The sequence below is a fragment of the Flaviflexus ciconiae genome, assembly GCF_003971195.1.
GTDB classification, from domain to species: Bacteria; Actinomycetota; Actinomycetes; order Actinomycetales; family Actinomycetaceae; genus Flaviflexus; species Flaviflexus ciconiae.
Window position 1 is genome coordinate 606,754 of the sequence record NZ_CP034593.1, and the last position, 22,587, is coordinate 629,340.

General features: G+C 60.6%; 21 protein-coding genes and 1 pseudogene. 16 read left to right on the plus strand and 6 right to left on the minus strand.

The annotated features are described in order from the left end of the window. Positions 1-49 precede the first annotated feature (49 nt). Complete coding sequence (locus EJ997_RS02795; RefSeq protein WP_126703237.1) at positions 50-874, minus strand: RecB family exonuclease; 825 nt, start codon at positions 872-874, stop codon at positions 50-52. A gap of 52 nt (positions 875-926) precedes the next feature. On the opposite strand from EJ997_RS02795, the gene EJ997_RS02800 reads away from it, so the two are divergent. The 6 genes from EJ997_RS02800 to EJ997_RS02825 all read left to right on the plus strand — a co-directional run bounded on the left by EJ997_RS02800 (position 927) and on the right by EJ997_RS02825 (position 7,948). Next, on the plus strand, positions 927-2,048 hold the full coding sequence (locus tag EJ997_RS02800) for a tRNA (adenine-N1)-methyltransferase (RefSeq protein ID WP_228201561.1): 1,122 nt from the start codon (positions 927-929) through the stop codon (positions 2,046-2,048). Positions 2,049-2,319: 271 nt separating this feature from the next. Continuing rightward, positions 2,320-3,972 carry a proteasome ATPase gene (gene arc, locus EJ997_RS02805; RefSeq protein ID WP_126703239.1) on the plus strand — a complete coding sequence of 551 codons (1,653 nt, stop codon included), beginning with the start codon at positions 2,320-2,322 and terminating at the stop codon, positions 3,970-3,972. Further along, the gene (dop, locus tag EJ997_RS02810; RefSeq protein WP_126703240.1) at positions 3,969-5,528 is read left to right on the plus strand and encodes a depupylase/deamidase Dop; all 1,560 of its coding nucleotides are present in this window, start codon (positions 3,969-3,971) and stop codon (positions 5,526-5,528) included. The genes arc and dop overlap by 4 nt, the downstream gene beginning before the upstream one ends. Positions 5,529-5,530: 2 nt before the next feature. Beyond that, positions 5,531-5,704: a ubiquitin-like protein Pup gene (locus tag EJ997_RS02815; protein WP_126703241.1), complete on the plus strand. Its 174-nt coding sequence runs from the start codon at positions 5,531-5,533 to the stop codon at positions 5,702-5,704. Beyond that, positions 5,701-7,083, plus strand: a complete 1,383-nt coding sequence (gene pafA / locus EJ997_RS02820) for a Pup--protein ligase (RefSeq protein WP_323052624.1) — start codon at positions 5,701-5,703, stop codon at positions 7,081-7,083. The genes EJ997_RS02815 and pafA overlap by 4 nt, the downstream gene beginning before the upstream one ends. A 91-nt stretch (positions 7,084-7,174) precedes the next feature. Next, positions 7,175-7,948 (plus strand): FKBP-type peptidyl-prolyl cis-trans isomerase, encoded by a 774-nt coding sequence (locus EJ997_RS02825; protein ID WP_126703242.1) that lies wholly within the window; start codon positions 7,175-7,177, stop codon positions 7,946-7,948. A 244-nt stretch (positions 7,949-8,192) separates the two neighbouring features. Here EJ997_RS02825 and EJ997_RS02830 read toward each other — a convergent pair whose 3' ends face one another. From EJ997_RS02830 to EJ997_RS02840, 3 genes are read right to left on the minus strand one after another with little or no spacing between them, the layout of a single operon-like run. Beyond that, positions 8,193-9,122, minus strand: coding sequence for a COX15/CtaA family protein (locus EJ997_RS02830; protein WP_126703243.1), 930 nt, complete (start codon positions 9,120-9,122; stop codon positions 8,193-8,195). 6 nt (positions 9,123-9,128) lie between these two features. Beyond that, the gene (locus EJ997_RS02835; protein ID WP_126703244.1) at positions 9,129-9,848 is read right to left on the minus strand and encodes an ABC transporter permease; all 720 of its coding nucleotides are present in this window, start codon (positions 9,846-9,848) and stop codon (positions 9,129-9,131) included. After that, positions 9,845-10,753 (minus strand): ABC transporter ATP-binding protein, encoded by a 909-nt coding sequence (locus tag EJ997_RS02840; protein ID WP_206501771.1) that lies wholly within the window; start codon positions 10,751-10,753, stop codon positions 9,845-9,847. Before EJ997_RS02840 ends, EJ997_RS02835 begins: the two co-directional genes overlap by 4 nt. Before the next feature lie 181 nt (positions 10,754-10,934). Here EJ997_RS02840 and EJ997_RS02845 point away from each other — a divergent pair, with 181 nt between their 5' ends. The 9 genes and pseudogenes from EJ997_RS02845 to dxs all read left to right on the plus strand — a co-directional run bounded on the left by EJ997_RS02845 (position 10,935) and on the right by dxs (position 19,527). After that, positions 10,935-11,651, plus strand: a complete 717-nt coding sequence (locus EJ997_RS02845; RefSeq protein ID WP_126703245.1) for a helix-turn-helix transcriptional regulator — start codon at positions 10,935-10,937, stop codon at positions 11,649-11,651. Beyond that, positions 11,648-13,093 (plus strand): Fe-S cluster assembly protein SufB, encoded by a 1,446-nt coding sequence (gene sufB, locus EJ997_RS02850; protein ID WP_126703246.1) that lies wholly within the window; start codon positions 11,648-11,650, stop codon positions 13,091-13,093. Before EJ997_RS02845 ends, sufB begins: the two co-directional genes overlap by 4 nt. A gap of 1 nt (position 13,094) precedes the next feature. Then, entirely contained in the window at positions 13,095-14,279 is a 1,185-nt protein-coding gene (sufD, locus tag EJ997_RS02855) for a Fe-S cluster assembly protein SufD (RefSeq protein ID WP_126703247.1), read from the plus strand. Next, a complete protein-coding gene (locus tag EJ997_RS02860) occupies positions 14,276-14,599 on the plus strand; it encodes a non-heme iron oxygenase ferredoxin subunit (RefSeq protein ID WP_126703248.1) in 324 nt (107 codons plus the stop codon). Before sufD ends, EJ997_RS02860 begins: the two co-directional genes overlap by 4 nt. Positions 14,600-14,636: 37 nt before the next feature. Further along, on the plus strand, positions 14,637-15,383 hold the full coding sequence (sufC, locus tag EJ997_RS02865; protein WP_126703249.1) for a Fe-S cluster assembly ATPase SufC: 747 nt from the start codon (positions 14,637-14,639) through the stop codon (positions 15,381-15,383). Between the two features lie 124 nt (positions 15,384-15,507). Beyond that, entirely contained in the window at positions 15,508-16,668 is a 1,161-nt protein-coding gene (locus tag EJ997_RS02870) for a SufS family cysteine desulfurase (RefSeq protein ID WP_323052638.1), read from the plus strand. Next, the gene (sufU, locus tag EJ997_RS02875) at positions 16,665-17,126 is read left to right on the plus strand and encodes a Fe-S cluster assembly sulfur transfer protein SufU (RefSeq protein ID WP_126703250.1); all 462 of its coding nucleotides are present in this window, start codon (positions 16,665-16,667) and stop codon (positions 17,124-17,126) included. Before EJ997_RS02870 ends, sufU begins: the two co-directional genes overlap by 4 nt. Beyond that, complete coding sequence (locus EJ997_RS02880; protein WP_407644338.1) at positions 17,051-17,434, plus strand: metal-sulfur cluster assembly factor; 384 nt, start codon at positions 17,051-17,053, stop codon at positions 17,432-17,434. The genes sufU and EJ997_RS02880 overlap by 76 nt, the downstream gene beginning before the upstream one ends. A gap of 219 nt (positions 17,435-17,653) precedes the next feature. Then, positions 17,654-19,527, plus strand: a pseudogene (dxs, locus tag EJ997_RS02885) (1-deoxy-D-xylulose-5-phosphate synthase). A 166-nt stretch (positions 19,528-19,693) separates the two neighbouring features. On the opposite strand, the gene EJ997_RS02890 reads toward dxs, so the two are convergent. After that, positions 19,694-20,875, minus strand: a complete 1,182-nt coding sequence (locus EJ997_RS02890) for an HRDC domain-containing protein (protein WP_228201562.1) — start codon at positions 20,873-20,875, stop codon at positions 19,694-19,696. Continuing rightward, positions 20,872-21,441 (minus strand): DUF3000 domain-containing protein, encoded by a 570-nt coding sequence (locus tag EJ997_RS02895; protein WP_126703252.1) that lies wholly within the window; start codon positions 21,439-21,441, stop codon positions 20,872-20,874. The genes EJ997_RS02890 and EJ997_RS02895 overlap by 4 nt, the downstream gene beginning before the upstream one ends. 87 nt (positions 21,442-21,528) lie before the next feature. On the opposite strand from EJ997_RS02895, the gene EJ997_RS02900 reads away from it, so the two are divergent. Beyond that, positions 21,529-22,584, plus strand: a complete 1,056-nt coding sequence (locus tag EJ997_RS02900; protein ID WP_126703253.1) for a lipid II:glycine glycyltransferase FemX — start codon at positions 21,529-21,531, stop codon at positions 22,582-22,584. Positions 22,585-22,587: the final 3 nt, after the last annotated feature.

Below are 22,587 nucleotides of genomic sequence, written 5' to 3' on the forward strand. Positions count from 1 at the left end.
AGTCGCGGGGGCAGCTTCACCGTGAGGATAGTGATCAGGGTCCCGGTTCTTAGACCTGGACCTTTCGTAGCTTCTCTACCCCGGCCTCGTTGATAGGCAGTACCTCGCCGCCGAACTCGGGACAGATGGACTGGAACGAGCACCAGTTGCACAGCTTGGATTTGCGGGGCGGGAATACGCCGGTGTCGAGGCAGTCGAGGATCTGGTTCCACACCGACACGATGGTGTCTTCCACGAGCGCATTGTCCTTATCGTCGGTCCAGTAGGTCAGCGTGGAATCCGAACCCAGGTAGATGATCTGGGACTGGAGAGGCTCCTTGCCATCCGCTTCCTTGAGGAGCAGTCCGTAGGCCCTGATCTGAAAAAGTGCCTCGCTCTGGTAGTTCGGGTTTGGCATCTTCCCCGTCTTGTAGTCGACGACACGAAGATCTCCCGACGGGGCTACGTCGATGCGGTCGATGACTCCGCGGAAGCGGATACCCGAGGAAAGCTCAACGGTCAGCATTCTTTCCCGGTTGGACCTGGCGGGGCTCAGCATGACCGGGTTCTCGCGATTGAAGTACGTGCGGACGAGAGAGCGAGCCGAGTCGAGCCACGTGTCGAATGATTCTTCTTCGAAGAGCTTCTGAACCTCAGGATCCCTCTCGACCATCGCTGCCCACCGGGGTTCCAGCAGATCCGTTGCGCGACCGATCGTTCGCTCCTGTGCGGGCAGGTCGTAGAGGTGTTCGAGGACCGAGTGGACCAGGGTGCCCTTGGTGGCGGCCGATGACGGGGGCTCCGGCACCCTGTCGATCACCCGGTATCGGAACTTCAGAGGACACTGCTTGAAGTCGTTGAGCCGGGACACGGACAGGGCTGGGAGATAACGCATGACGCAAGCCTATCGAAGGGAGAGGGCTCAGCGGCCGGTAGACTCTTCGACTGTGACCATTCATCCCACAGGTGCCAATCGGCGACGGGGACCGTTCCGCGCAGGCGAACGCGTTCAGCTCACCGACGTTAAGGGCCGTAAGTACACGACTATGCTGACCGTCGATGGCTATTTCCAGTCGACACGTGGCAGGATCCGCCACAGCGAGATCATCGGCAAGCCGGAAGGCTCCGTTCTCGACACTCATGACGGCTACCGTCTCCTTGCGCTGCGTCCTCTAATCGGCGACTACGTCCTCTCGATGCCGAGGGGCGCCACCCCCATTTATCCCAAGGACGCCGCCCAGATCGTCTCCATTGCCGATATCTTCCCCGGGGCACGAGTCATCGAGGCGGGGGTCGGTTCGGGCGCTCTCTCACTTTCGCTGCTGGCCGCAATCGGGCCGGAGGGCTACCTACATTCGGTTGAGCGCAGGGAAGACTTCGCAGAAATTGCTGTCGCGAACGTTGAGAGCTGGTACGGGGACACAGAGCTTCCCTGGAAGGTAGAAATCGGTGATCTCGCAGAGGTCATGGACGGCTTGGAAGCAGACAGTGTCGACCACGTTCTTCTCGACATGCTTGCCCCGTGGGAAAACCTCGACGGCGCCATGCGAATCCTGCGGCCGGGAGGTGTCATCCTTGCCTACGTGGCAACAACCACCCAGCTATCCCGGTTCGTCGAAGAAGTACGGCAAACCTTCTCCTTCACCGAGGTTGAGGCCACCGAAACCCTCGTCCGTACCTGGCATCTCGAGGGCCTCGCCGTGCGTCCCGATCACCGCATGGTTGCCCACACCGGTTTCCTCGTTGTCGCCCGCCGGCTCGCTCCCGACACCGAACCGCTCCTGGAAAAGCGCCGACCCGCGAAACTCGCCTACTCGGACACCATGCCCTGGGAGGATCCAACCCTTGCTCCCATCGTGGAGCATGAGATGGCACCGAAGAAGCTTCGCAGGGTGCTACGCGATGTTCGCCACCGTGCCCTCGTGGAAAAGACGGGCTCCTCCCACGGGATAGCTCCGACCGATCCGGGTGGAGGTGTCCCTGATGTTGAGGAAACACCAGAAGGTCAGTCGCGCGAGGACAAGCGGTCCGAGGACGAGAAGTCACAGGACGAACAGAATGAGAACTGAACCAGTGGCCTATTCGGTGTGCTGTACTCCCGCGGGGCCTCTCAATATCTCCCGTGGGCGAGCTAGCCGCACGTGATTTGGGGTTGCACGTTCGAATTCCGGCCGCACGTGCAAATGACGTCCTTGCTGTTCCGCTCTGCGGTCGGAAAGTAGCCGATGGTCGGATCGGAGTATGGTCGTTGTTACGCATTTCCCGGCAGGCGTGTGCGACCGCACTTCGACAGCCCGCCCTGCCTGCGAGATACTGGGAAGAAATCACGAGAGGAAGTTGATGAGCTCTGCAAGCAGCCTGACCGAGCAGGTGGCACTGCTGGCCAAGCAGAACGAGAAGCTCTCTGCCGCGCTCACGCGTGCGCGTGAGGAACTGGGGAAAATGGATGAGAGGCTCGAGCAGCTAGCATCCCCTCCGAGCCCCTACGCCATCTTCCTCCAGGCTGGCACGAATGGCACCGCCGATGTTCTGATCGGCGGCCGCCCCATGAACGTGACGGTGGACAGGGGAGCGGGCGCACTGCGTCCGGGCCAGATCCTTCGCATGTCGGAGCAGCTTGTCGTCCTCGAGGGACTGGGCTTTCCCGAAACCGGTGACGTTGTCACCGCGAAGCTCGTTATCGATGGCAACCGGGTCCTCATCACCTCCAATCAGGTTGAGCACGTTGTCAGAATCGCCGATCCGCTGGTTTCTGCCGGTGTGCGTCCCGGCGACTCCCTGCGCGCCGACCTGACCTATGGATTTGCCTACGAGCTTCTCGAGCGTCCCGACGTTGAGGAGCTTCTGCTCGAAGAAATCCCGGACGTTTCCTACTCCGACATTGGTGGCCTGGGCTCCCAGATCGAACAGATCCGCGACACGGTTGAGCTGCCCTTTGAGCACCCCGAGCTCTATCGCGATCACGGCCTGAAACCGCCCAAGGGCGTGTTGCTCTACGGGCCTCCCGGATGTGGAAAGACACTGATCGCCAAGGCCGTGGCCACCTCGCTTGCCGAGACCTCGGGTGATGATCGCGCCTACTTCCTGAATGTTAAGGGCCCCGAGCTTCTCGACAAATACGTGGGGGAAACCGAACGGCAGATCCGCGAGATCTTCGAGCGCGCCCGCGAACGTGCCTCCGGCGGATATCCGGTCATTGTGTTCTTTGACGAGATGGAGGCGTTGTTCCGCACGCGTGGGTCGGGCGTTTCTTCGGATGCTGAAACCACGATCGTTCCCCAGCTTCTGGCTGAAATCGACGGCGTGGAAACCCTCGATAACGTTATCGTTATCGGCGCTTCCAACCGCGAGGACATGATCGATCCCGCGATCCTCCGCCCGGGCCGACTCGACGTAAAGATCAGAATCGAACGCCCCGACCGGAACGGCGCCACGGACATCATGGCGAAGTACCTGACGCCCGAACTGCCGATCCACGCGGATGAGATCGATGCCTACGGCTCGAAGGAGTCGGCTGTCAAGGCCATGACGAAGGCCGCTATCGATGCCCTCTTTAGCCGTGACGCTCGCACCGAATACGTGGAGATCACGTACGCCGATGGCGCGATGGAGACCCTGTACCTGTCCGACTTCGCCTCCGGCGCCATGATTGCCGGCCTCGTTGACCGTGCTAAGACATTCGCCATTAAGGACCTGCTCAATACGGGCGAGCGCGGCATCACCACCGATCACCTGCTTGAGGCTCTCGACCAGGAGATCCGGATGAACGAGGATATTGCGGGAGTGACGAACCCAGACGATTGGGCTCGTATCAACGGACGCGCCACCAACCGCCGCATCACCTACGTTCGTTCGCTCGCGGGCCAGGCTGATTCTCGCAAACAGGCTGGGAAGACGAACTCCACTCCGGCACCCGCTGTAGCCTCAACAAACCCCGACATCGCCGACGCTGGCAACACCTATGAGGGCTTCGACCTGGGAGGGAAACTGTGACAGTTAAGCGCGTTATTGGCACGGAGACCGAGTTCGGGATCCTGTCGTCAACACCGTTCAATCCGATCCGGTTCTCAGCACAGCTCGTTGACGCTTATGCGGCAGCTGGCGCGGCTAGCCCGTCCGGTCCTATTCGCTGGGACTACCGCGGCGAGGACCCGCTGAACGATGCTCGCGGTTTTAGGATCGACCGGGCCGCTGCCGATCCCTCTCAGCTCACCGACAATCCCGATTCACTGGCACCGTCTGGTCCGGTGTCGGTGAGACGCCCCAGCGACGTTGAGCTCGCCATGCCGCGGGCGTCGAACACGGTTCTCACGAACGGTGCCAGGTTCTACGTGGACCATGCTCACCCGGAATACTCGGGGCCGGAAACCCTCGGTCCACTCGATGCTGTTCTGTACGACAGGGCCGGCGAGCATATCGCGAGGGATGCGATGCAGTTGGCCAGCCAGGACGGCAACGACTACATCGTCTACAAGAACAACGTCGATGGGAAGGGTGCCACCTACGGCGCCCACGAGAACTATCTTGTCGACCGTTCAGTTGACTTCGATGACCTTGTTGGCGCCCTTATTCCATTCTTCGTGACACGCCCGGTCCTGTGCGGTGCCGGCAGGGTCGGCCTCGGTCAGCGCTCCGAGGAACCGGGCTACCAGATTTCCCAGCGCGCCGACTATGTCGAGAACGACATTGGCCTGGAAACAACCTTTAACCGCCCGATCATCAACACCCGCGATGAGCCGCATGCTGCGTCACAGTGGCGGCGCCTGCACGTGATCGGCGGGGATGCGAACCTGTTCGACTATTCGAACTTCCTCAAGTTTGGAACGACATCCGCCGTCCTCTGGCTGATTGAGAACGGGGGAGCGGATCTTGAAATGGATTCGCTTGCGATCGCCGATCCCGTCTTTGAAACAACGGAGGTTTCCTGGGACCTGTCGCTGACACACCAGATTGCCCTCCGGGACGGTAGTTCCGCCACGGCCCTCGACATCCAGGCTCACTACGCACGGATGTGCCGCACCGCGATGGAAAAAGCCGGTATAGTCGACGACGAAACACTTCTTCTCCTCGACACCTGGGACGAGGTCATTGAGCTCTTGCGCAACGATATTTTCTCCGCCGCAAGCAAGGTTGAGTGGGTTGCGAAGTATCAGATGCTGCAGGCACTGAAGTCCCGCGGAGATTTGGCTTGGGACGATCCGAAACTTGTTGCCTTCGATCTCCAGTGGCACGACCTGAGGGCCGGACGATCCATTGTTGACCGGCTTGACCAGGCAGCGCGGATCGATAGGCTGTTTACCCCCGATCAGGTAAAACGGGCCGCCACCGTCCCACCGGAAAATACCCGGGCCTTTGTGCGCGGCACGTTGATCGCGAACTTCCCCGGCAAGGTCCATGCCGCCGCATGGGATTCGGTGACCGTCGACAACGGCGAAGAGTCGCTCCTGCGGATCCCGACGCTCAACCCGCTGGCAGGGACCAAAGAACTGGTTGGAGAAGCCGTTGCGGCCCCAACCATCAATAATTTTCTTGAAAGATTGAGAGGATAGCTATGCAGGAACGCATCAGCAAGCAGAGCCAGAAGCAGGTAAATGCACCGCAGGAGGTTGAGGCGAAGCAGCTCCAGCACCAGGGTATCGACTCCCTTCTCGATGAGATCGACACCGTTCTTGAAACCAATGCTGAGGCCTTTGTTCAAGGCTTCGTCCAAAAGGGCGGACAGTGATCCCGAAGCGCGTCATGGGAGTGGAGACCGAGTACGGTCTCACGACCGCCACGACGACCGGGGCTCCGTCCTCGCTCACGCCCGAGGATGCTGCCCAGCGGCTCTTCAAGAGGATCGTGGAGTGGGGCAGGTCGACAAACACCTTCCTGACGAACGGTTCCCGCCTCTATCTTGACGTTGGAGCACACCCCGAGTTCGCATCGGCCGAATGCGATTCGATTGCGGACCTGGTGGCAATGGACCGGGCAGGCGACCTGATCTTCCAGTCAATGGTGGACGAAGCTAACCGGGGGCTCGAGGCGGAGGACATGCCCGAGCGAATCCACCTCATCAAGAACAACGTGGACTCGGCCGGTAACTCGTTCGGATGCCACGAGAACTATCTGATTCGCCGACGCAGGGACTTCCGTGCCCGCGTTGATTCCCTTGTCCCGTTCTTCATCACCCGTCAGGTCCTCACCGGAGCCGGTCACATTCGCAAGCAACCCGGGGGAGCGGTCTATGAGATCTCGCAGCGTGCGGACCAAATGTGGGACGCCATATCGTCAGCATCGACGAGGTCCCGCCCGATCGTGAACACGCGCGACGAGCCGCACGGTGACATTGAGAAGTACCGGCGCATGCATGTCATTGTGGGCGACTCCAACATGTCCCAAACCTCAACGGCGCTGAAGTTTGCAACTACCGAGATGCTGCTCGTCATGATCGAAGACGGGGTCATCATGCCGGACCTCAAACTCCAAGACCCGATGCGCTCAATCAGGGAAATCTCCCACGACGTGAGCCTCAAAACCACGGTCGAGCTGGAGAACGGTCGCATGCGGACGGCACTGCAGATTCAGCGGGAATTCGCGGAAGCAGCGCACAACCACTACGAAAGGCAGGGTTACTTCGCGGACCTGGATGACACTCGCTCAGCGATGGTGACGCTCTGGATCGAAGCACTTGACCGCCTGGAAGAGGGCGATCTTGACAGCCTGTCGACGAAGCTCGACTGGATCGCGAAGCACAACATTCTCGAGCGCTACCGGACCAAGGGCGGCCTGACGTGGGACGATCCTCGGCTCACCCGCCTCGAGTTTGCCTACCACGACCTGTCACCCGCAGCGGGCCTGGCAACGTCGATGGAAAAGCAGGGGCTACTCGAAAGCGTTGTCACCGAGGAAGCGGTACACCACGCGATTGATAATCCGCCGGCAACCACGCGAGCTGCTCTACGCGGACGCTTCGTCGGGGCGGCTTCCGAGGCGCGCCGAGACTTCATGGTCGACTGGATGAATCTGCGACTTCTTGAAGCTGATGGTGCCCGTACCGTGATTCTTAAGGATCCGTTCTCGCCCGTCGATGAACGAGTGGATGAGCTCCTGGAGCAGGTGTGAGGAAAACCCTCGCCGTCTTTCTCCTGATCACCCTCGGGGCCTGCTCGCAGGCTCCGGAGGAAGCTGACACGGGGAGGAGACTCCGTACTCGGTGAGCTTCTTTGGAGAGCTTGGCAACCCCCACTTTCGTTCTTTCGAAGGAGATATTCCTGATAATCGGGAGGAGAGCATAGATGTTGAGGGCGAAGGTCGGGAAGTAGTACCCGATGCAACCATCCTCTACACCGCCGCCTCATTCACGGACCGGGGACAGGTTCTCGTTGAACCCACCGGCCCCGTCCTGGGCAAAGCCGAAGACGCTCCAATCGACGTTGTGGGAATAACGGAGGGCTCCAGAGTCCTGCAGATTAATCCCCAAGAGACCGGCGCAGAGATCGTCGTCATCGACATCCACCACACAACAGCGCAGGGCGAGGAACGCGAGATAGCGGGAACAGCTTCCATCACCGTCGGTGACGACGGTGTCCCAACCCTTGGTTCATCTGAACCGGTCGAACAGCTTTCGACTTCGATAGCCATTCGCGGCGCCGGTGCCCAGGTTGCCGCTGATGACCACATCTATCTCCAGTACTCGCTGTACGAGGCGGAGACAGGCGAACTCATCGACACGACCTGGCCCGCCAGCCCAATCCTGCTGGATCTTGAGGGGACCATGGAAGGCTTGCAAACCGGTATCGCTGAAGCCCCGGTTGGCTCACGCCTGCTCATTCAGATTCCGGCTCACCAAGCCCAGGGAACCGACGACCTCATCGCTATCGTCGACATCCTTGCTGTCCACGAGGACGAAGACGTCGACGACGACATGGAGAGTGAACCGACGAGCACGTCGGAGCCGACAGAGCTGTCGTCTACTGAGGGCGAATAGCCTCGTCAGCGCACATCTACCCTTTGCCGAAGGCTCCTGGGACAGTGTGAGCGGTGATCTGACAATGCTTAGGAACAGTAATTGATGTGGTGATCAAGTTTACTGATTCCTGCCAATGAACACCGCAGGTTTATGGAAGATCCGTGAGGTCCTTACCATCATCCAAGAAGGTCGGGAGCGTGAATGTGCGCTCCCGACCTTCTCTGTGGATCTAAAATTTAGTGCGTTGAAGTACCGCCTTGAACTACGCGGTGACAGTCTCCTTGACCTCAGCTTCGACTCGCGGGTGAAGGGCGCTTGCTCCCCAAGCCACTGCCATGACCAGCAGGGAGGCGAGGAACATGTGGGTGAGGACGAGGGCCTCGGGCAGGTTTGTAAGGTGCTGGACGTAACCGACAACGCCCTCTGCGATAGTGATCGCCATGATGAGCCCCCAGGCTTTCACCGCGGTTGCCGACTCGGGGCTGGGGCTGGTCTTTGCGTGACGGATGACGAGAACGAGTCCAATCATGGCGACGAGGGTGAAGAGCCAGGCGGATAGGGAATGGAGGCGGGTGATAGCTACCGTGTCCATGGCCCACCGGTAGGGTGCTTCATCATCGCCCGAGTGCGGACCCGCGCCGGTGACGATAACACCGAGGATAACGAGGACAGCAGAGGTAAGTCCGATAGCTGCCGTGAGGATTTTTGCCCCCGGGAACGGGAGTTTGGGTGCGGTGTCGGGGTGATCGATTCGCCACACGAGGTAGGCGGATATGGCGACGAGTCCCAGCGAGATCAGCATGTGGCTACCAACGACAGCGGGATGTAGGTCAACCAAAACGGTGATGCCACCGACGACTGCCTGGATGGCGATGCCGATAAGGGGGAGCCAGGCGAGCTTCTTTATCTGGGGACGCGAGGCCGTGGGCTGGCGCTTGTAGACAGCGATCAACAGCAGAACGGCAATGACAGTAAGAACGCCTGTCAGGGTCCGGTTGCCGAACTCGATGTAGGGGTGAATCGAGGACTCTTCCTGGAACTGGGGTGTGAACTGGCCGGGCTCGCACAGCGGCCATTGGGAGCAGCCCAGCCCCGATCCTGTCAGGCGGACAAGCCCGCCGGTGACTATGATGCCGATCTGTGCGATGAGGTTCGCGATCGAAAGGTTGCGGGTGGTTCTGTCGACGTGCATGCTTTCCTACTTCGTGTCCCAGCGGAAGCGGGAGGCAGCAAGTAGGCCCCCGCCCACTGCCCATCCTCCCAGAACAAGGATGTGTTTAATAATGGGTTCGCCCGAACCGAGGTTGCGAAGTCCCTCACCAAGGGCGCCGGGCGGAGTGAACTCAACGATCGCACCCCACCAGGACGGGTACTCGGATGCTGGGATGATGATTGCGCCAAGACCCGCCATGACGATCCACAGGGTGTTCGCAAGGGCGAGAACGGCTTCGGGCTTGAGGGTGCCCCCGATGAGGAGGCCGAGCCCGAGGAATGCGGCGAGGCCCAGCACCATGAATGCGAGTCCGGGCAGAAGTACGCCGACAGTGAAGCCAAGGCCCAGGAATGCTCCGACAATCGCGAGCACGGCGGCCTGGATGAGAGCAACGATGGCGATGGCACCGAGCTTGCCTGCGAAGAGACCTTTCGGGCCGAGTGGCGTGGTTGCCAGCATGCGGAGCACGCCCCACCTGCGGTCGAAGGCGACGGCAATGGCTTGCGAGGTGAAACCGGTTGATGCCCAGGCGAGGGCCAGCGAGGATGCGAACGCCATGTCAACATCCATGGCTCCCGACGGGCTGAACGACACGTTCGTGAGAACGATGAGTGCCGCGACGGGAATGATGATGTTGAGCAGTGCCTGCTCGCCGTTCCGGAGTATCGTCGCCGTTTCAAAGCGGGTCTGGGCTAGGACGGTCACTGGACCTCCACGAGATCGAAGTACAGGTCCTCGAGCGACCGGGGACGCAGGGAAACACTCACCGTGTTGATGGCATGACGATCGAGAGCGGCCGCAACCTTCGCAAGATCGCCAGGGGTTGCGGGGTTCTTACCGAAGATCTCCAGCTGGTCGCCCCTGCCGAGGAACTCGTAGCCCGGCAAATCGGGGGAGAGGATCTGCCGCAGCGTTTCCGCATGAGCTCCCTCGATCCACATGGAACGACCACCGAGGAGTTCGCTTGCGGGACCATCGGCAATGATCGTTCCGTCCCTCATGACGATCACCTGATCGGCAAGGGTCTCCGCCTCGTCCATGAGGTGGGTGGTGAGAACCACCGTGGTACCCGATGCGGCGAGGTTTCTGATCATGCCGTGGAGGGTGCGGCGGGAGGCCGGGTCCATGCCGGCAGAGGGCTCATCGAGGAATACCAAATCCGGATTTCCCACCAGGGCACATGCGAGCGACAGGCGTTGGCGCTGCCCGCCGGACAGGTGCCGGACCTTTGTTTTGGAATGATCGGTGAGTTCAAGCAGGTCTAAGAGCTCGCGGACGTCCCTGGTGTTTCGATGAAGTTTGGAGATGTGGGAAAGCACGGCAGCGGCGGTGGGAGCCTGGGGTAGGCCGCCGTCCTGAAGCATGACCCCGACGCGCCTCCGGATCTCCGCATCGCCTGCGACGCGATCCAGCCCAAGCAGAGAGATGGTGCCCGAGACGGGGGTGCGCAAACCCTCGCAACTCTCGATCGTGGTGGTCTTGCCGGCTCCGTTCGGTCCGAGTATTGCCGCTATCGTCCCGCGGGCAACGGAGAACGAAACATCATCGACGACGGTCTTGTCTCCATAGGACATCGTGAGGTTCTGGACCTCGAGCGCGGACTCGATCATTGCCCCATTGTAGGCCGAGAGACCCTGGCCTTCGGCGACGCGCCCACGTCGGTTGCGTAAATCCGCGAAACTACGTGCTAGAACGTGCGTTCGAGACTTGGGCCACGTCCGAAATGCTTGCATTTAGCCAAATAAGCAAGGAAACTGTTGTGTAAAGATATCGAGCGGAAAGGAGGAGGTCATGGCGGAAGCGCAGGAACCAGAATCCGGAACGCGGGAAACCATCCTTCAGCTCATTGTCGAGCGGGGCCCGATAACGGCCGCGAGCCTGGCGAAGATCCTTTATCTTACACCGGCTGCGGTGCGACGCCACATTGGCGTCCTGGAAGAAGATCACCTTATTGAGGTCCACGAGATTGCGGCCTCGACGAAAGCGCGGCGAGGACGGCCGGCGCGCCACTATGTGGCAACATCCGACGGTCACTCGAAGCTCGATAACGCCTATTCCGATCTAGCGTCCGAAGCCCTGGATTTCATTCGCCAGGAGATGGGCGAGGAGAAGATCGAGGCTTTTGCTAGCCGGCGTACGGACGACCTTGAGGAACGCTACGCCGCCGAACTAGAGAAGGCTGGGGATGACCCCGCGACGCGTGCGAAGGCGCTCGTCAAGAAGCTGTCAGATGATGGCTACGCGGCTTCACTGAGGGCGGTGGGACCGAGGGGATATGCGCTTCAGCTATGCCAGGGTCACTGCCCGGTGCAGGAAGTTGCCGGTCAATTCCCGGAGCTCTGCGAGGCTGAGACGCAGGCTTTCTCGAGACTGCTTGGCGTTCACGTCCAAAGACTCGCTACCCTAGCGGGCGGGGACCACGTTTGTACCACCCATATACCACTGCTGATCCCATCCCGCTCCGCGGGAACACCATCGCGTGAAAGCGCAACGGAAGGAAATCAATGACACAGACACGGCCAGAAGCCGGTGTCGGCGAGCCGATGACACAGGAAGAGACCATCGCTTCGATTGGTAACTACAAGTTCGGCTGGCATGACTCTGATGAAGCGGGTGCTAATGCACGCCGCGGTCTGAACGAGGATGTCGTTCGGAGCATCTCCGAGATGAAGGACGAGCCCGAGTGGATGCTTGAGCGCCGTCTCAAGGCACTCAAGCTGTTCGACAAGAAGCCGCTCCCCATGTGGGGTGCTGACCTGACCGATATTGACTTCGATCAGATCAAGTACTTCGTCCGCTCGACAGAGAAGCAGGCTACCTCCTGGGAAGACCTTCCCGAGGACATCAAGGAGACCTACGATCGTCTCGGTATTCCCGAGGCTGAGAAGCAGCGTCTCGTTGCGGGTGTCGCAGCTCAGTACGAGTCAGAGGTTGTCTACCACCAGATCCGTGAGGACCTTGAGCAGCAGGGTGTCATCTTCCTTGATACCGACACCGCTCTGAAGGAGCACCCCGAGCTGTTCGAAGAGTACTTCGGCACCGTTATCCCCGCGGGCGACAACAAGTTCGCTTCGCTGAACACGGCTGTGTGGTCGGGTGGCTCGTTCGTCTACGTTCCGCCGGGCGTTCACGTCGACATCCCGCTCCAGGCCTACTTCCGTATCAACACGGAAAACATGGGTCAGTTCGAGCGCACGCTCATTATCGCCGATGAGGGCTCCTACGTTCACTACGTCGAGGGTTGCACGGCCCCGATCTACAAGTCGGACTCCCTGCACTCGGCAGTTGTTGAGATCATCGTGAAGAAGGACGCTCGCGTCCGTTACACGACGATCCAGAACTGGTCGAACAACGTCTACAACCTCGTCACCAAGCGCACGACGGTTGAAGAGGGCGGCACCATGGAGTGGATCGATGGCAACATCGGCTCCAAGGTCACCATGAAGTACCCGGCCGTCTACCTCATGGGCGAGCACGCCCGCGGTGAGACCCTGTCGATCGCGTTCGCCGGTGCCGATCAGCACCAGGACACGGGCTCGAAGATGGTCCACATGGCTCCCTACACCTCATCGTCGATCGTCTCGAAGTCGGTTGCCAGGGGTGGTGGACGCGCCTCCTACCGAGGTCTCGTCCAGGTGATGCCCGAGGCCGAGCACTCGAAGTCCACAGTTCTGTGTGACGCGCTCCTTGTCGATACGGAGTCCCGTTCCGACACGTACCCCTACGTTGACGTTCGCGTTGACGACGTCGAGATGGGCCACGAGGCCACCGTCTCGAAGGTTTCCGAGGACCAGCTGTTCTACCTCATGTCGCGCGGCATGCCCGAGGCTGAGGCCATGGCCATGATCGTTCGTGGCTTCGTTGAGCCGATCGCCCGCGAGCTACCCATGGAATACGCCCTCGAACTTAACCGCCTCATTGAGCTTCAAATGGAAGGAGCCGTCGGCTGATATGACGACGAATCTGTCTACCGATCATTCGCAGGCCAAGCTGGCCACCGACGACCCCGCGCTCAACCAGCAGGTCGTTGGCACATCCCGCGGAGATCGCGAGTCCTCGTTCGATCTCGCCGACTTCCCCGTTCCGAACGGAACCGAAGAGGATTGGCGCTTCACCCCGATCAAGGAGCTTGCTCCCTTCTTCGCTGACAAGCTCGAGGGAACCCTCCCCGAAGTAACGGCCGAGGGCGTTGAGCTCGAGGTTGTTGATCGCGACGATGAGCGCATCGGCACCATTCAGGCACCGGGCGACCGTTCCGCGGTTGTAGCCTGGAACTCCTTCGAAAAGGCCTATGTTGTCACGGTCGCCGAAGGCGCCGAGACCGAGGGCATCGTGAAGGTGAAGGGCCAGGGTGGCGACCCGTCCTCCCTCCACTTCCACTTCGTGGCCGAGACAAACTCGAACTCCACGATCGTGGTTGCCCACGACGGTGACGCAATGCTGTCCGAGGCCATCGAGATTGACGTCAAGGACGGCGCGCACCTGACCTTCGTGACGGTCCAGGAATGGGAAGAGGATTCGATCCACCTTTCCAACAACCGCATCCGTCTCGGTAAGGACGCCTCGATCCGCCACATCGTGGTTACGCTCGGCGGCAAGATCGTTCGCGTCACCACCGACGGCGAATACGCTGGCACGGGCGGCGACATGGAGCTGCTTGGCGCCTACTACACGGACGCTGGCCAGCACCAGGAGCACCGTCTCTTCGTCAAGCACGGAGTGCCGGACTGCCGTTCGAACGCCACCTACAAGGGTGCCCTCCAGGGCAACGACGCACACGCAGTGTGGATTGGCGACGTCCTCATCGAGGTCGAGGCCACCGGAACCGACACGTACGAGCTGAACCGCAACCTTGTTCTGACCGAAGGTGCGAAGGCCGACTCGGTCCCGAACCTTGAGATCAAGACGGGCGAGATCGAGGGTGCAGGACACGCATCCGCGACCGGTCGTTTCGATGACGAGCAGCTGTTCTACCTCCAGGCCCGCGGAATCCCGGAGGACGTGGCGCGCCGCCTCGTCGTTCGTGGCTTCTTCGCCTCGCTCATCAACCAGATCGGCGTTCCGTCGATTCAGGAGAAGCTGATGGCCGCGATCGAGGTCGAGCTCGACCAGACAATGGCTGGCGTCGAGGCATGACATTTCAGGTTGCGTGCCAGGAAGCAGATGTAGATCCTGCGGACGTTATGCAGGTGACCCTTGATGGGGTTGACCTGGCGATCGCTCGAGACTCTGACGGCTCCTGGCACGCCATCTCCGATCTGTGCACGCACGGCAACGTGTCGCTCTCGGACGGTGACGTGGAAGACGGCGGCATTGAATGCTGGAAGCACGGCTCCGTCTTCGACCTGCGGACGGGCAAACCCCGTCAGCTGCCCGCCATCCAACCTGTGTCGGTATACGCCCTGAAGCTGGAAAACGGCTCCGTCTGGGTCGATGTCGACAGTCCTCTCAACTAGTACTTTTCACACCTTAGAAATTTAGAAAGGGACCCACGTGTCCAACCTGGTAATTAAGAACCTCCACGTCTCGGTCGAGACGAACGAAGGCGACAAGCCGATCCTTCACGGCGTCGACCTCACCATCAACCCCGGCGAGATCCACGCCATCATGGGCCCGAACGGCTCCGGCAAGTCGACCCTCGCATACGCACTCGCAGGTCACCCGAAGTACACCATCACCGAAGGTGAGGTTCTCCTCGAGGGCGAGAACATCGTCGAGATGCCGGCCGATGAGCGTGCACGCGCAGGACTGTTCCTTGCTATGCAGTACCCGGTCGAGGTTCCCGGTGTCACCGTCTCGAACTTCCTCCGCACCGCGAAGACCGCGATCGACGGCGAAGCTCCCGCGCTCCGCACCTGGGTCAGCGACCTCAAGGACTCGATGAAGGCGCTCCGCATGGATGACGACTTCGCGCAGCGTGATCTCAACACCGGTTTCTCCGGTGGCGAGAAGAAGCGTAACGAGATCCTTCAAATGAAGCTCCTCAAGCCGAAGTTCGCTGTTCTCGACGAAACCGACTCCGGCCTGGACGTCGACGCGCTCCGCATTGTTTCCGAGGGAGTTAACTCGGTCCACGGCGAGACCAACGTCGGCATTGCTCTCATCACCCACTACACCCGTATCCTCCAGTACATCAAGCCGGATCACGTCCACGTGTTCGTTGATGGCAAGGTTGCTGAGTCGGGCGGCGCAGAGCTCGCCACTCAGCTCGAGAACGAAGGATACGACCGCTTCCTGTGAAAGTAGACTCCATGACCACCCCTGTTCCGGTTACTGACTTCCCGATCCTGGCTCGCCCAGCTCGGGAGGGAACCGGCTCGTCTACCTCGACTCGGCAGCTACCGCGCAGCGCCCTATCCAGGTCATCGAAGCGGAACGCGAATTCCTCACGACCAGGAACGGCGCGGTGAAGCGCGGAAGCCACCTCCTGGCGGAGGAAGCCACCGAGGCCTACGAGGCCGCCCGCGAAAAGGTTGCGGCCTTTGTCGGCGGTCAGACGGACGAGGTGGTCTGGACGAAGAACTCCACAGAGGCACTGAACCTTGTCGCCTACTCCCTGTCGAACGCATCGGCAGGGAGGGGCGGCGAGGCCGCCTCGCGGCTCGCCATCGGACCCGGCGATGAAATCGTCGTGACCCGCGCCGAGCATCACGCGAACCTCGTGCCCTGGCAGGAGCTGTGTGCACGAACGGGAGCCACCCTCAAGTGGCTTGACGTCCTCCCCATGGGAACACCCGACCAGGGACGCCTCGACATGGCGACCCTTGACGTCATGACCGAACGGACGAAGATTGTCGCCTTCGCTCACGTCTCCAATGTGACCGGAGCAGTCGCTCCCGTCGCGGAGATCGTTGCCGCTGCCAAGGCGGTTGGGGCCCTTGTCGTTCTTGACGCCTGCCAGTCCGTTCCCCATTTCCCCGTCGACTTCCCGTCGCTTGGGGTCGATGTGGCAGTTTTTTCCGGCCACAAGATGCTTGGACCCACTGGCATCGGCGCCCTCTGGGCAAAGGCCGGACTACTCGACGCTCTTCCGGTGTTCATGACCGGTGGTTCCATGGTCGAGGTTGTCACCATGGAGTCGACAACGTACCTCAAGGCCCCGGCGAAGTTCGAGGCCGGCACGCAGATGGTGTCCCAGGCGGTCGGCCTCGGAGCAGCGGTTGACTATCTGAACCACGTTGGTATGGAGAACATCCACGCTCACGAGGTTGCGCTGACAGAACGTATGCTGGCCGGGATCTCCAAGATTGATGGTGTCCGCGTCGTCGGGCCGACATCTTCCCACGACCGAGTTGGTGCCGTCGCATTCGTTGTCGAGGACGTTCACCCGCACGACGTCGGACAGGTCCTCGACTCGAAGGGCGTGGAGGTCCGCGTCGGGCACCACTGCGCCCAGCCGATCCACCAGGTGTTCGATACCTTCGCTTCGTCGCGCGCCTCGATCGGGCCGTACAATACAGAGGCAGACGTTGACGCGTTCCTTGACGCGCTTTCCGGCGTCCGAGCCTACTTTGGAGTGTCATGAGCGAACTAGACCAAATGTACCGGGAAATTATCCTCGACCACGCGAAACTTCGCCACGGTCACGGACTCCTCGAGAACCCGGACGGCGAGTCCTTCCAGGTCAACCCGACCTGCGGCGACCAGGTTACCGTGCAGCTCAATATGGATGGCGACACGATTAGGGAACTCGTTTGGGACGGCAAGGGATGCTCGATTTCCCAGGCGTCGATCTCGGTTATGACCGGACTCGTTGAAGGTAAGAGCGTCGCGGAAGCGAATGAACTTCTCGATCTGTTTACCGAACTGATGAACTCCCGGGGCAAGGGCATTGAGGACGAAAAGCTGGACCGCCTGGAGGATGCGTCGGCATTCGTGGGCGTCGCCCAGTTCCCGGCACGAATTAAATGCGCACTGCTTGGCTGGATGGCTATGCGCGATGCAACAATCAAGGCCAGCTCAATGAAAGGAGAAGGCCAATGAGTGATCTCACCGTGGCCGAAGTCGAAGAGGCCCTGCGCGACGTCATCGACCCCGAGCTCGGGATCAATGTTGTTGACCTTGGACTCCTGTACGGAGTGACCCTTGATGGCAACTCCGCCATCATCGACATGACCCTGACCTCGGCAGCGTGCCCGCTGACCGATGTCATCGAGGACCAGGCTATCCAGGCCCTTGAGGGACTTGTTTCCGAAGTCCGACTCAACTGGGTGTGGCTGCCGCCGTGGGGTCCGGACAAGATCACGGCATCGGGCCGTGAGCAGCTCCGGGCACTGGGCTTCAACGTCTAAAGTAACTGGCACGGGCCGGACGATATCGTCTGACATTCATACTGCCGTGTCGGCAAAGGGCGGGATAGGAGACTATTCCGCCCTTTTGCTCTGTCACCAGCCGTTTGCTCTGTCACCAGCCGTGCTCTGGACGTGGATAGGGGATATTCCGGGACGATTGTGCGCAAAGTGCGGATGCGGCGGTGGTAGGCTCATTAGCCATAGCCAGGAGGAGAACAGGTGAGCATACTCTCGACGATCCATTCACCGGCCGACGTTGGCCGGTTGAACAGTAAGAAACTTGCACAGCTCAGTGGCGAGATCCGTACGTTCCTGGTCGAGTCAGTATCCGCAACCGGTGGACACCTGGGACCCAATCTGGGCGTTGTCGAGCTGACACTCTCCCTCCACCGCGTCTTCGACTCCCCGCGCGATACCCTCCTGTTCGATACTGGCCACCAGTCATACGTGCACAAAATCCTTACGGGCCGTAAGGACTTCTCCAAGCTACGCTCCGAGGGCGGCCTGTCGGGTTATCCATCCCGCGAAGAATCTCCCCATGATGTCATTGAGAATTCCCATGCTTCAACGGCACTGTCCTGGGCACTCGGAGTGGCTCGGGATATCACATGTCGGGGGAGGACCGCACCGTCGTTGCGGTCATTGGAGATGGTGCATTGACCGGCGGAATGGCCTGGGAGGCACTCAACAATATTGCCGAGGATGATTCCCTTCCGATCGTTATCGTCCTCAATGACAATGGCCGCTCGTACGAGCCAACCATTGGCGGCATGGCACGCCGTTTCGACCAGGTGCGCGTCTCACGCAACTACGAGAACCTGCTCAACTGGGGCAAGAAGACCCTGCGAGCCTCGGGCCCTCCCGGACGTCTCGCCTACGACGCGATGCACGGCTTCAAAAAAGGTGTTAAAGACATCTTCGTTGATGCGGGTATCTTCGATTCGCTGGGCCTGAAATACCTTGGCCCGATCGACGGTCACGACATTGAGGACCTGGATGCGGCACTGACTATCGCGAAGGAGTACGGCGGTCCGGTTGTCGTCCACGCCATCACCGAAAAGGGGCGCGGATACCAACCGGCACTTGATGACGTAGCAGACAGGTTCCATGCAGTTGGCCAGATTCACCCGGAAACCGGTCTGCCCATCGTTCCGGGTGGCTTCGGTTGGACCGCGGTGTTTGCGGACGAGATCGTCAAGCTTGCGGAGAAGAACGACAAGGTCATTGCCCTGACTGCTGCCATGCTTCGTCCCGTCGGCCTTGGTCCCATGAGAGACAAATTCCCGGACCGGGTTATTGACACCGGTATCGCTGAACAGCATGCCCTGACAACGGCAGCGGGGTTGGGGTATGCCGGGTATCACCCGGTGGTTGCCCTCTACGCCACGTTCCTCAACCGGGCCTTCGACCAGTTGCTCATGGACGTGGCGCTTCACAAGGCGCCCTGCACCGTCGTTCTCGACCGTGCGGGTGTCACGGGCAACGACGGGGCCTCCCACAACGGTATGTGGGACCTGTCCCTCGCCGCCATGGTCCCCGGCCTCAGAGTTGCGGCCCCGCGCGATGAAGCAACCCTGCGTGATGAACTGGGGGAGGCCCTCGCGGTCGACGACGGGCCGACACTACTCCGCTACCCGAAGGGCTCCATCCCCGCCGAAATCCCCGCGCTCGAGCGCCGGGACACGATCGATATCATCGGTCGGTCCAACGGCACCGGAGCAAAGATCCTTGTTGTCTCCGTTGGAGCTATGGCCAGCGCGGCCATGGCGGCAACAACCGTCGATACGGCGGATGTGACAGTGGTGGATCCGCGCTGGGTTCTCCCGATTTCCTGCGAGCTGGTGGAGATGGCGGAAGAGTTCGATGCCGTCGTCACCATTGAGGATGGTTTGCGCGACGGTGGCGTCGGACAGCAACTAGCCGATCACATAGATTGTCCCGTCACCGTTCTGGGGATCTCTCGCCACTTTATTGCTCATGCCGCACGTGGAGACATTCTCATTCGGGAGAACATGACTGGCGACGATGTTGTGACGGCCGTGCGTGCAGCCGCTGGCCAGGGACCCGCTCTTAGCCTCGCTCAGGACGCCTAAGCATCTGCATCCCCACGCCCAGCATCCTGGATCTCTCCGGTAATGGAAGAAGCGACAGGGCCGGGCGTATGCCCAACCCTGTCATGACAGTCTCAACCCGCTACCCGCCAGCTACTTGCTGACGAGAGTTAATTCAGCAGTGTTCGTTGAGCTCAGTGTTAGTGAACTATTCGTCTTCACCACTTCGAGGAAGCCTGATTGCGACCTCTTCTATCTGCCAGGGTCGAGCTCCCGATCGGTAGAGGACCTCGACCATCTGATCCACGGTGTTCCACCCTGTCCACGCCAGGTCACGCTGGATAGCGGGCTTGAGCAGGACTTCCTGGCGGATACCGATTTCCTCAGCGCGTGCGAGAACGGTGGGGCGAACAATGTCCCAGCGGCGCGCAGCCTCGGGGTTCTGGTTCTTCCAGTTACGCACGTCCGGCAGGCCGTCCTTCGTGGCCGCGTGGCGGCCGGGAAGATCCTTGCTTTCCCAGCCCCGCTCAATAGCTTCCCACCAGCGCTCAATGAGAACCTGGCGGGACCTGGAACGGACCGCCGAAGAAGAACGCACTTCCTCGACGCTCTTGGGCATGGATGCCGCAAGTGCACCAAGGGCTCGTGCCGGTAGGACCTTCTCCGGGCCCACGTCGCGTGCCTTTGCAATCTCGTCGCGTTCCCACCAGAGTTCACGAAGGATGGAGAGGCCGCGCGGGTCCCTGATCCGCTGAGATGAGGCGATCTTGCGCCAGGGCTCAGGATTGATCTTCTTTGGGGGAGCGGTCAGCAGATGATTGCACTCTTGAACCATCCACTCCATGCGGCCGATCTCCTCCAGACGCTCCATCTGAATCTTGCGTTCCTCGATGAGGAGCTCGACGTCCAGTGCCGCGTAGGACAGGAGGGCCGGGGCCAGGGGACGGGCCGACCAGTCGGAGTTGGAGTGCTCCTTGGCTAACTGAATGTCCTGGTCGTTAGAGATCACGGCCTGAAGGGAAACCCTCTCATCGCCAAGGAGGAGCGCGGCCACCTCCGTGTCCCACAGGGATGGTGCCTGCAGTCCCTCGCCGGTTAGGGACGGCAGGTCCTGATCGGCAGCGTGCAGAATCCACTCGTCTTCGGCAAGGACTTCAGCGAGCTGTGGCATCATGTCCGACAGTGGCGGCGGGTCAATGAGGAAGATCCCGGAGCCTTCGCGCTTAATCTGAATAAGGTAGGCGCGGCCCGAATATCGGATCCCCTGAGCCCTTTCGGTGTCGACCGCGAACGGGCCGGTGCCCTTCTTCAGGGCGGCAATGGCTGTGGCCATGCCCTCGGGCGTGGAAATGAGCGGTGGGATTCCACCGCGCGGTTCATCAAGCTTCACAAGCGATCCAGTGGGGTAATTGACGGAGTATCAGGGTCGAGGCCGCCTGCGGTGCAGGCGAATTCGGCCCAGGCATCGAGATGATCCGCGACGTTCTCGGACGCGGGGGACCAGGAGGCCCTGACCTCGACCGTGACGCGGGTACCGTCCAAGTGTAGACCACGGAACGATTCATCGATTTGTCGTGTCACTGTGCCGTTAAGCGAATGGTACGGAGCACCGTGTGCTTCGAGGGCCTCGGTGAGCCAGGACCAGGCAACCTCACCGAGTAGCGGGTCATCGCCAAGCTCAGCTTCGACGGGTGCTGACACGTGGCACACGATTCGGAATGTGGAATCCCACGCGGGCTGGCCGGCAGGATCGTGGAGGAGGACAAACCGGGCTTCGGCGCGGTAACCATCGGGATCGAGAGCATCGCCACTTGTGTTGACTTCCGCGGCGAGGGCCGCGGCCCAGGGAGCGATCTTCTTGGGCGCGGGAATCTCTTGGAGGCGGAACTCGCGACGGAACGTATGATCGCGCAGGGAGTCCAGGCTCGCGAGGAATAGCGGCGGTACGTCTGGCACACAATTACACTAGCTATTCCACCGTTACCGGCATGCCAGGCGCGCCGGTAGACTGTCCCTGACGAGATCCACACGTTTCGAGGAAATATGCCCTTCTCCCGTATCATCCCGCTTCATCCGACAGAGTTCACGGCCCGTGCGGCCGCGGCACGCGTTGATCTGCCACTCGAGCAGTCACAAGCGTGGGATCGCTATGACGAAGCGGTCGACGGTAGGAGCCCCTTCGGTCGCTATGTGTGGCAGGTCGACGGCGAGGACCGGGCCTTCCTGTCTTTGACCGCCCTGACGGGCCGCGGATTTAAATATCTGTGGGCCAAGGAAGGTCCGGTATGGACTGGGGCACCGAGCGCTCGTGAGGAAGAGTATTTCCACAAGGATCTCAAAAAGATCCTCAAGCCCAACAAGTCTTTCGCCTTTGTGCGGCTTCATGCCCACCACACGTCTTCCCGCCTCCATGAGCTGCTTCAGTCGATTCCCTTTGACAGAACCGTCATTCTTGACCTGACAATGGATTCCGACGCTCTCATGGCAAGCATGAAGAAGCGCGGGCGTCGCGATGTCCGGAAGTCCCTCAGGAACGAATCCCTTGTTCCGCAGGAAGAAACCGGACGCGCCCTCGAGATCTTCGACGAACTCTATGAGCTTCTGAAAGAAACAGGCGATCGAGACGGCTTCGGTATTGCCCCCAAGTCGTCGTACACGACCATGCTGTCCTCGCTTGGCCCAGAGCATGCCCGGCTCTTCACGGTCCGCCAAGAGAACAGTGTGCTGTGTTGGGGGATCGTGACTGTCAACGGCCCCCTTGCCACCTACTACTATGCGGCGTCGAATGCGGCCGGGCGCAAGGAGGGAGCACCCGACCTCCTCGTCTGGTTCATGACCGAAACTCTTCGCGAATCCGGAGTCAGAACTTTCGACCTCATGGGTATTGACTCCGAGCGTGCACCCCAACTAGCTGGTGTCCGAGGCTTTAAGACAAAGTTCTCCGAGGAGATCACCGAAGTGCCCGGTGCCTGGGACCTGCCGCTGAACCGGCTCTGGTACGCCTCGCTCACCGCCGCTCTCAAGGGTAAGCGCATGGCCGTGCAGAAGCTGAAGGAGCTTCGTCAGCCAAAGGACCACGCGGACTCCGAGAAGGCCTAAGAA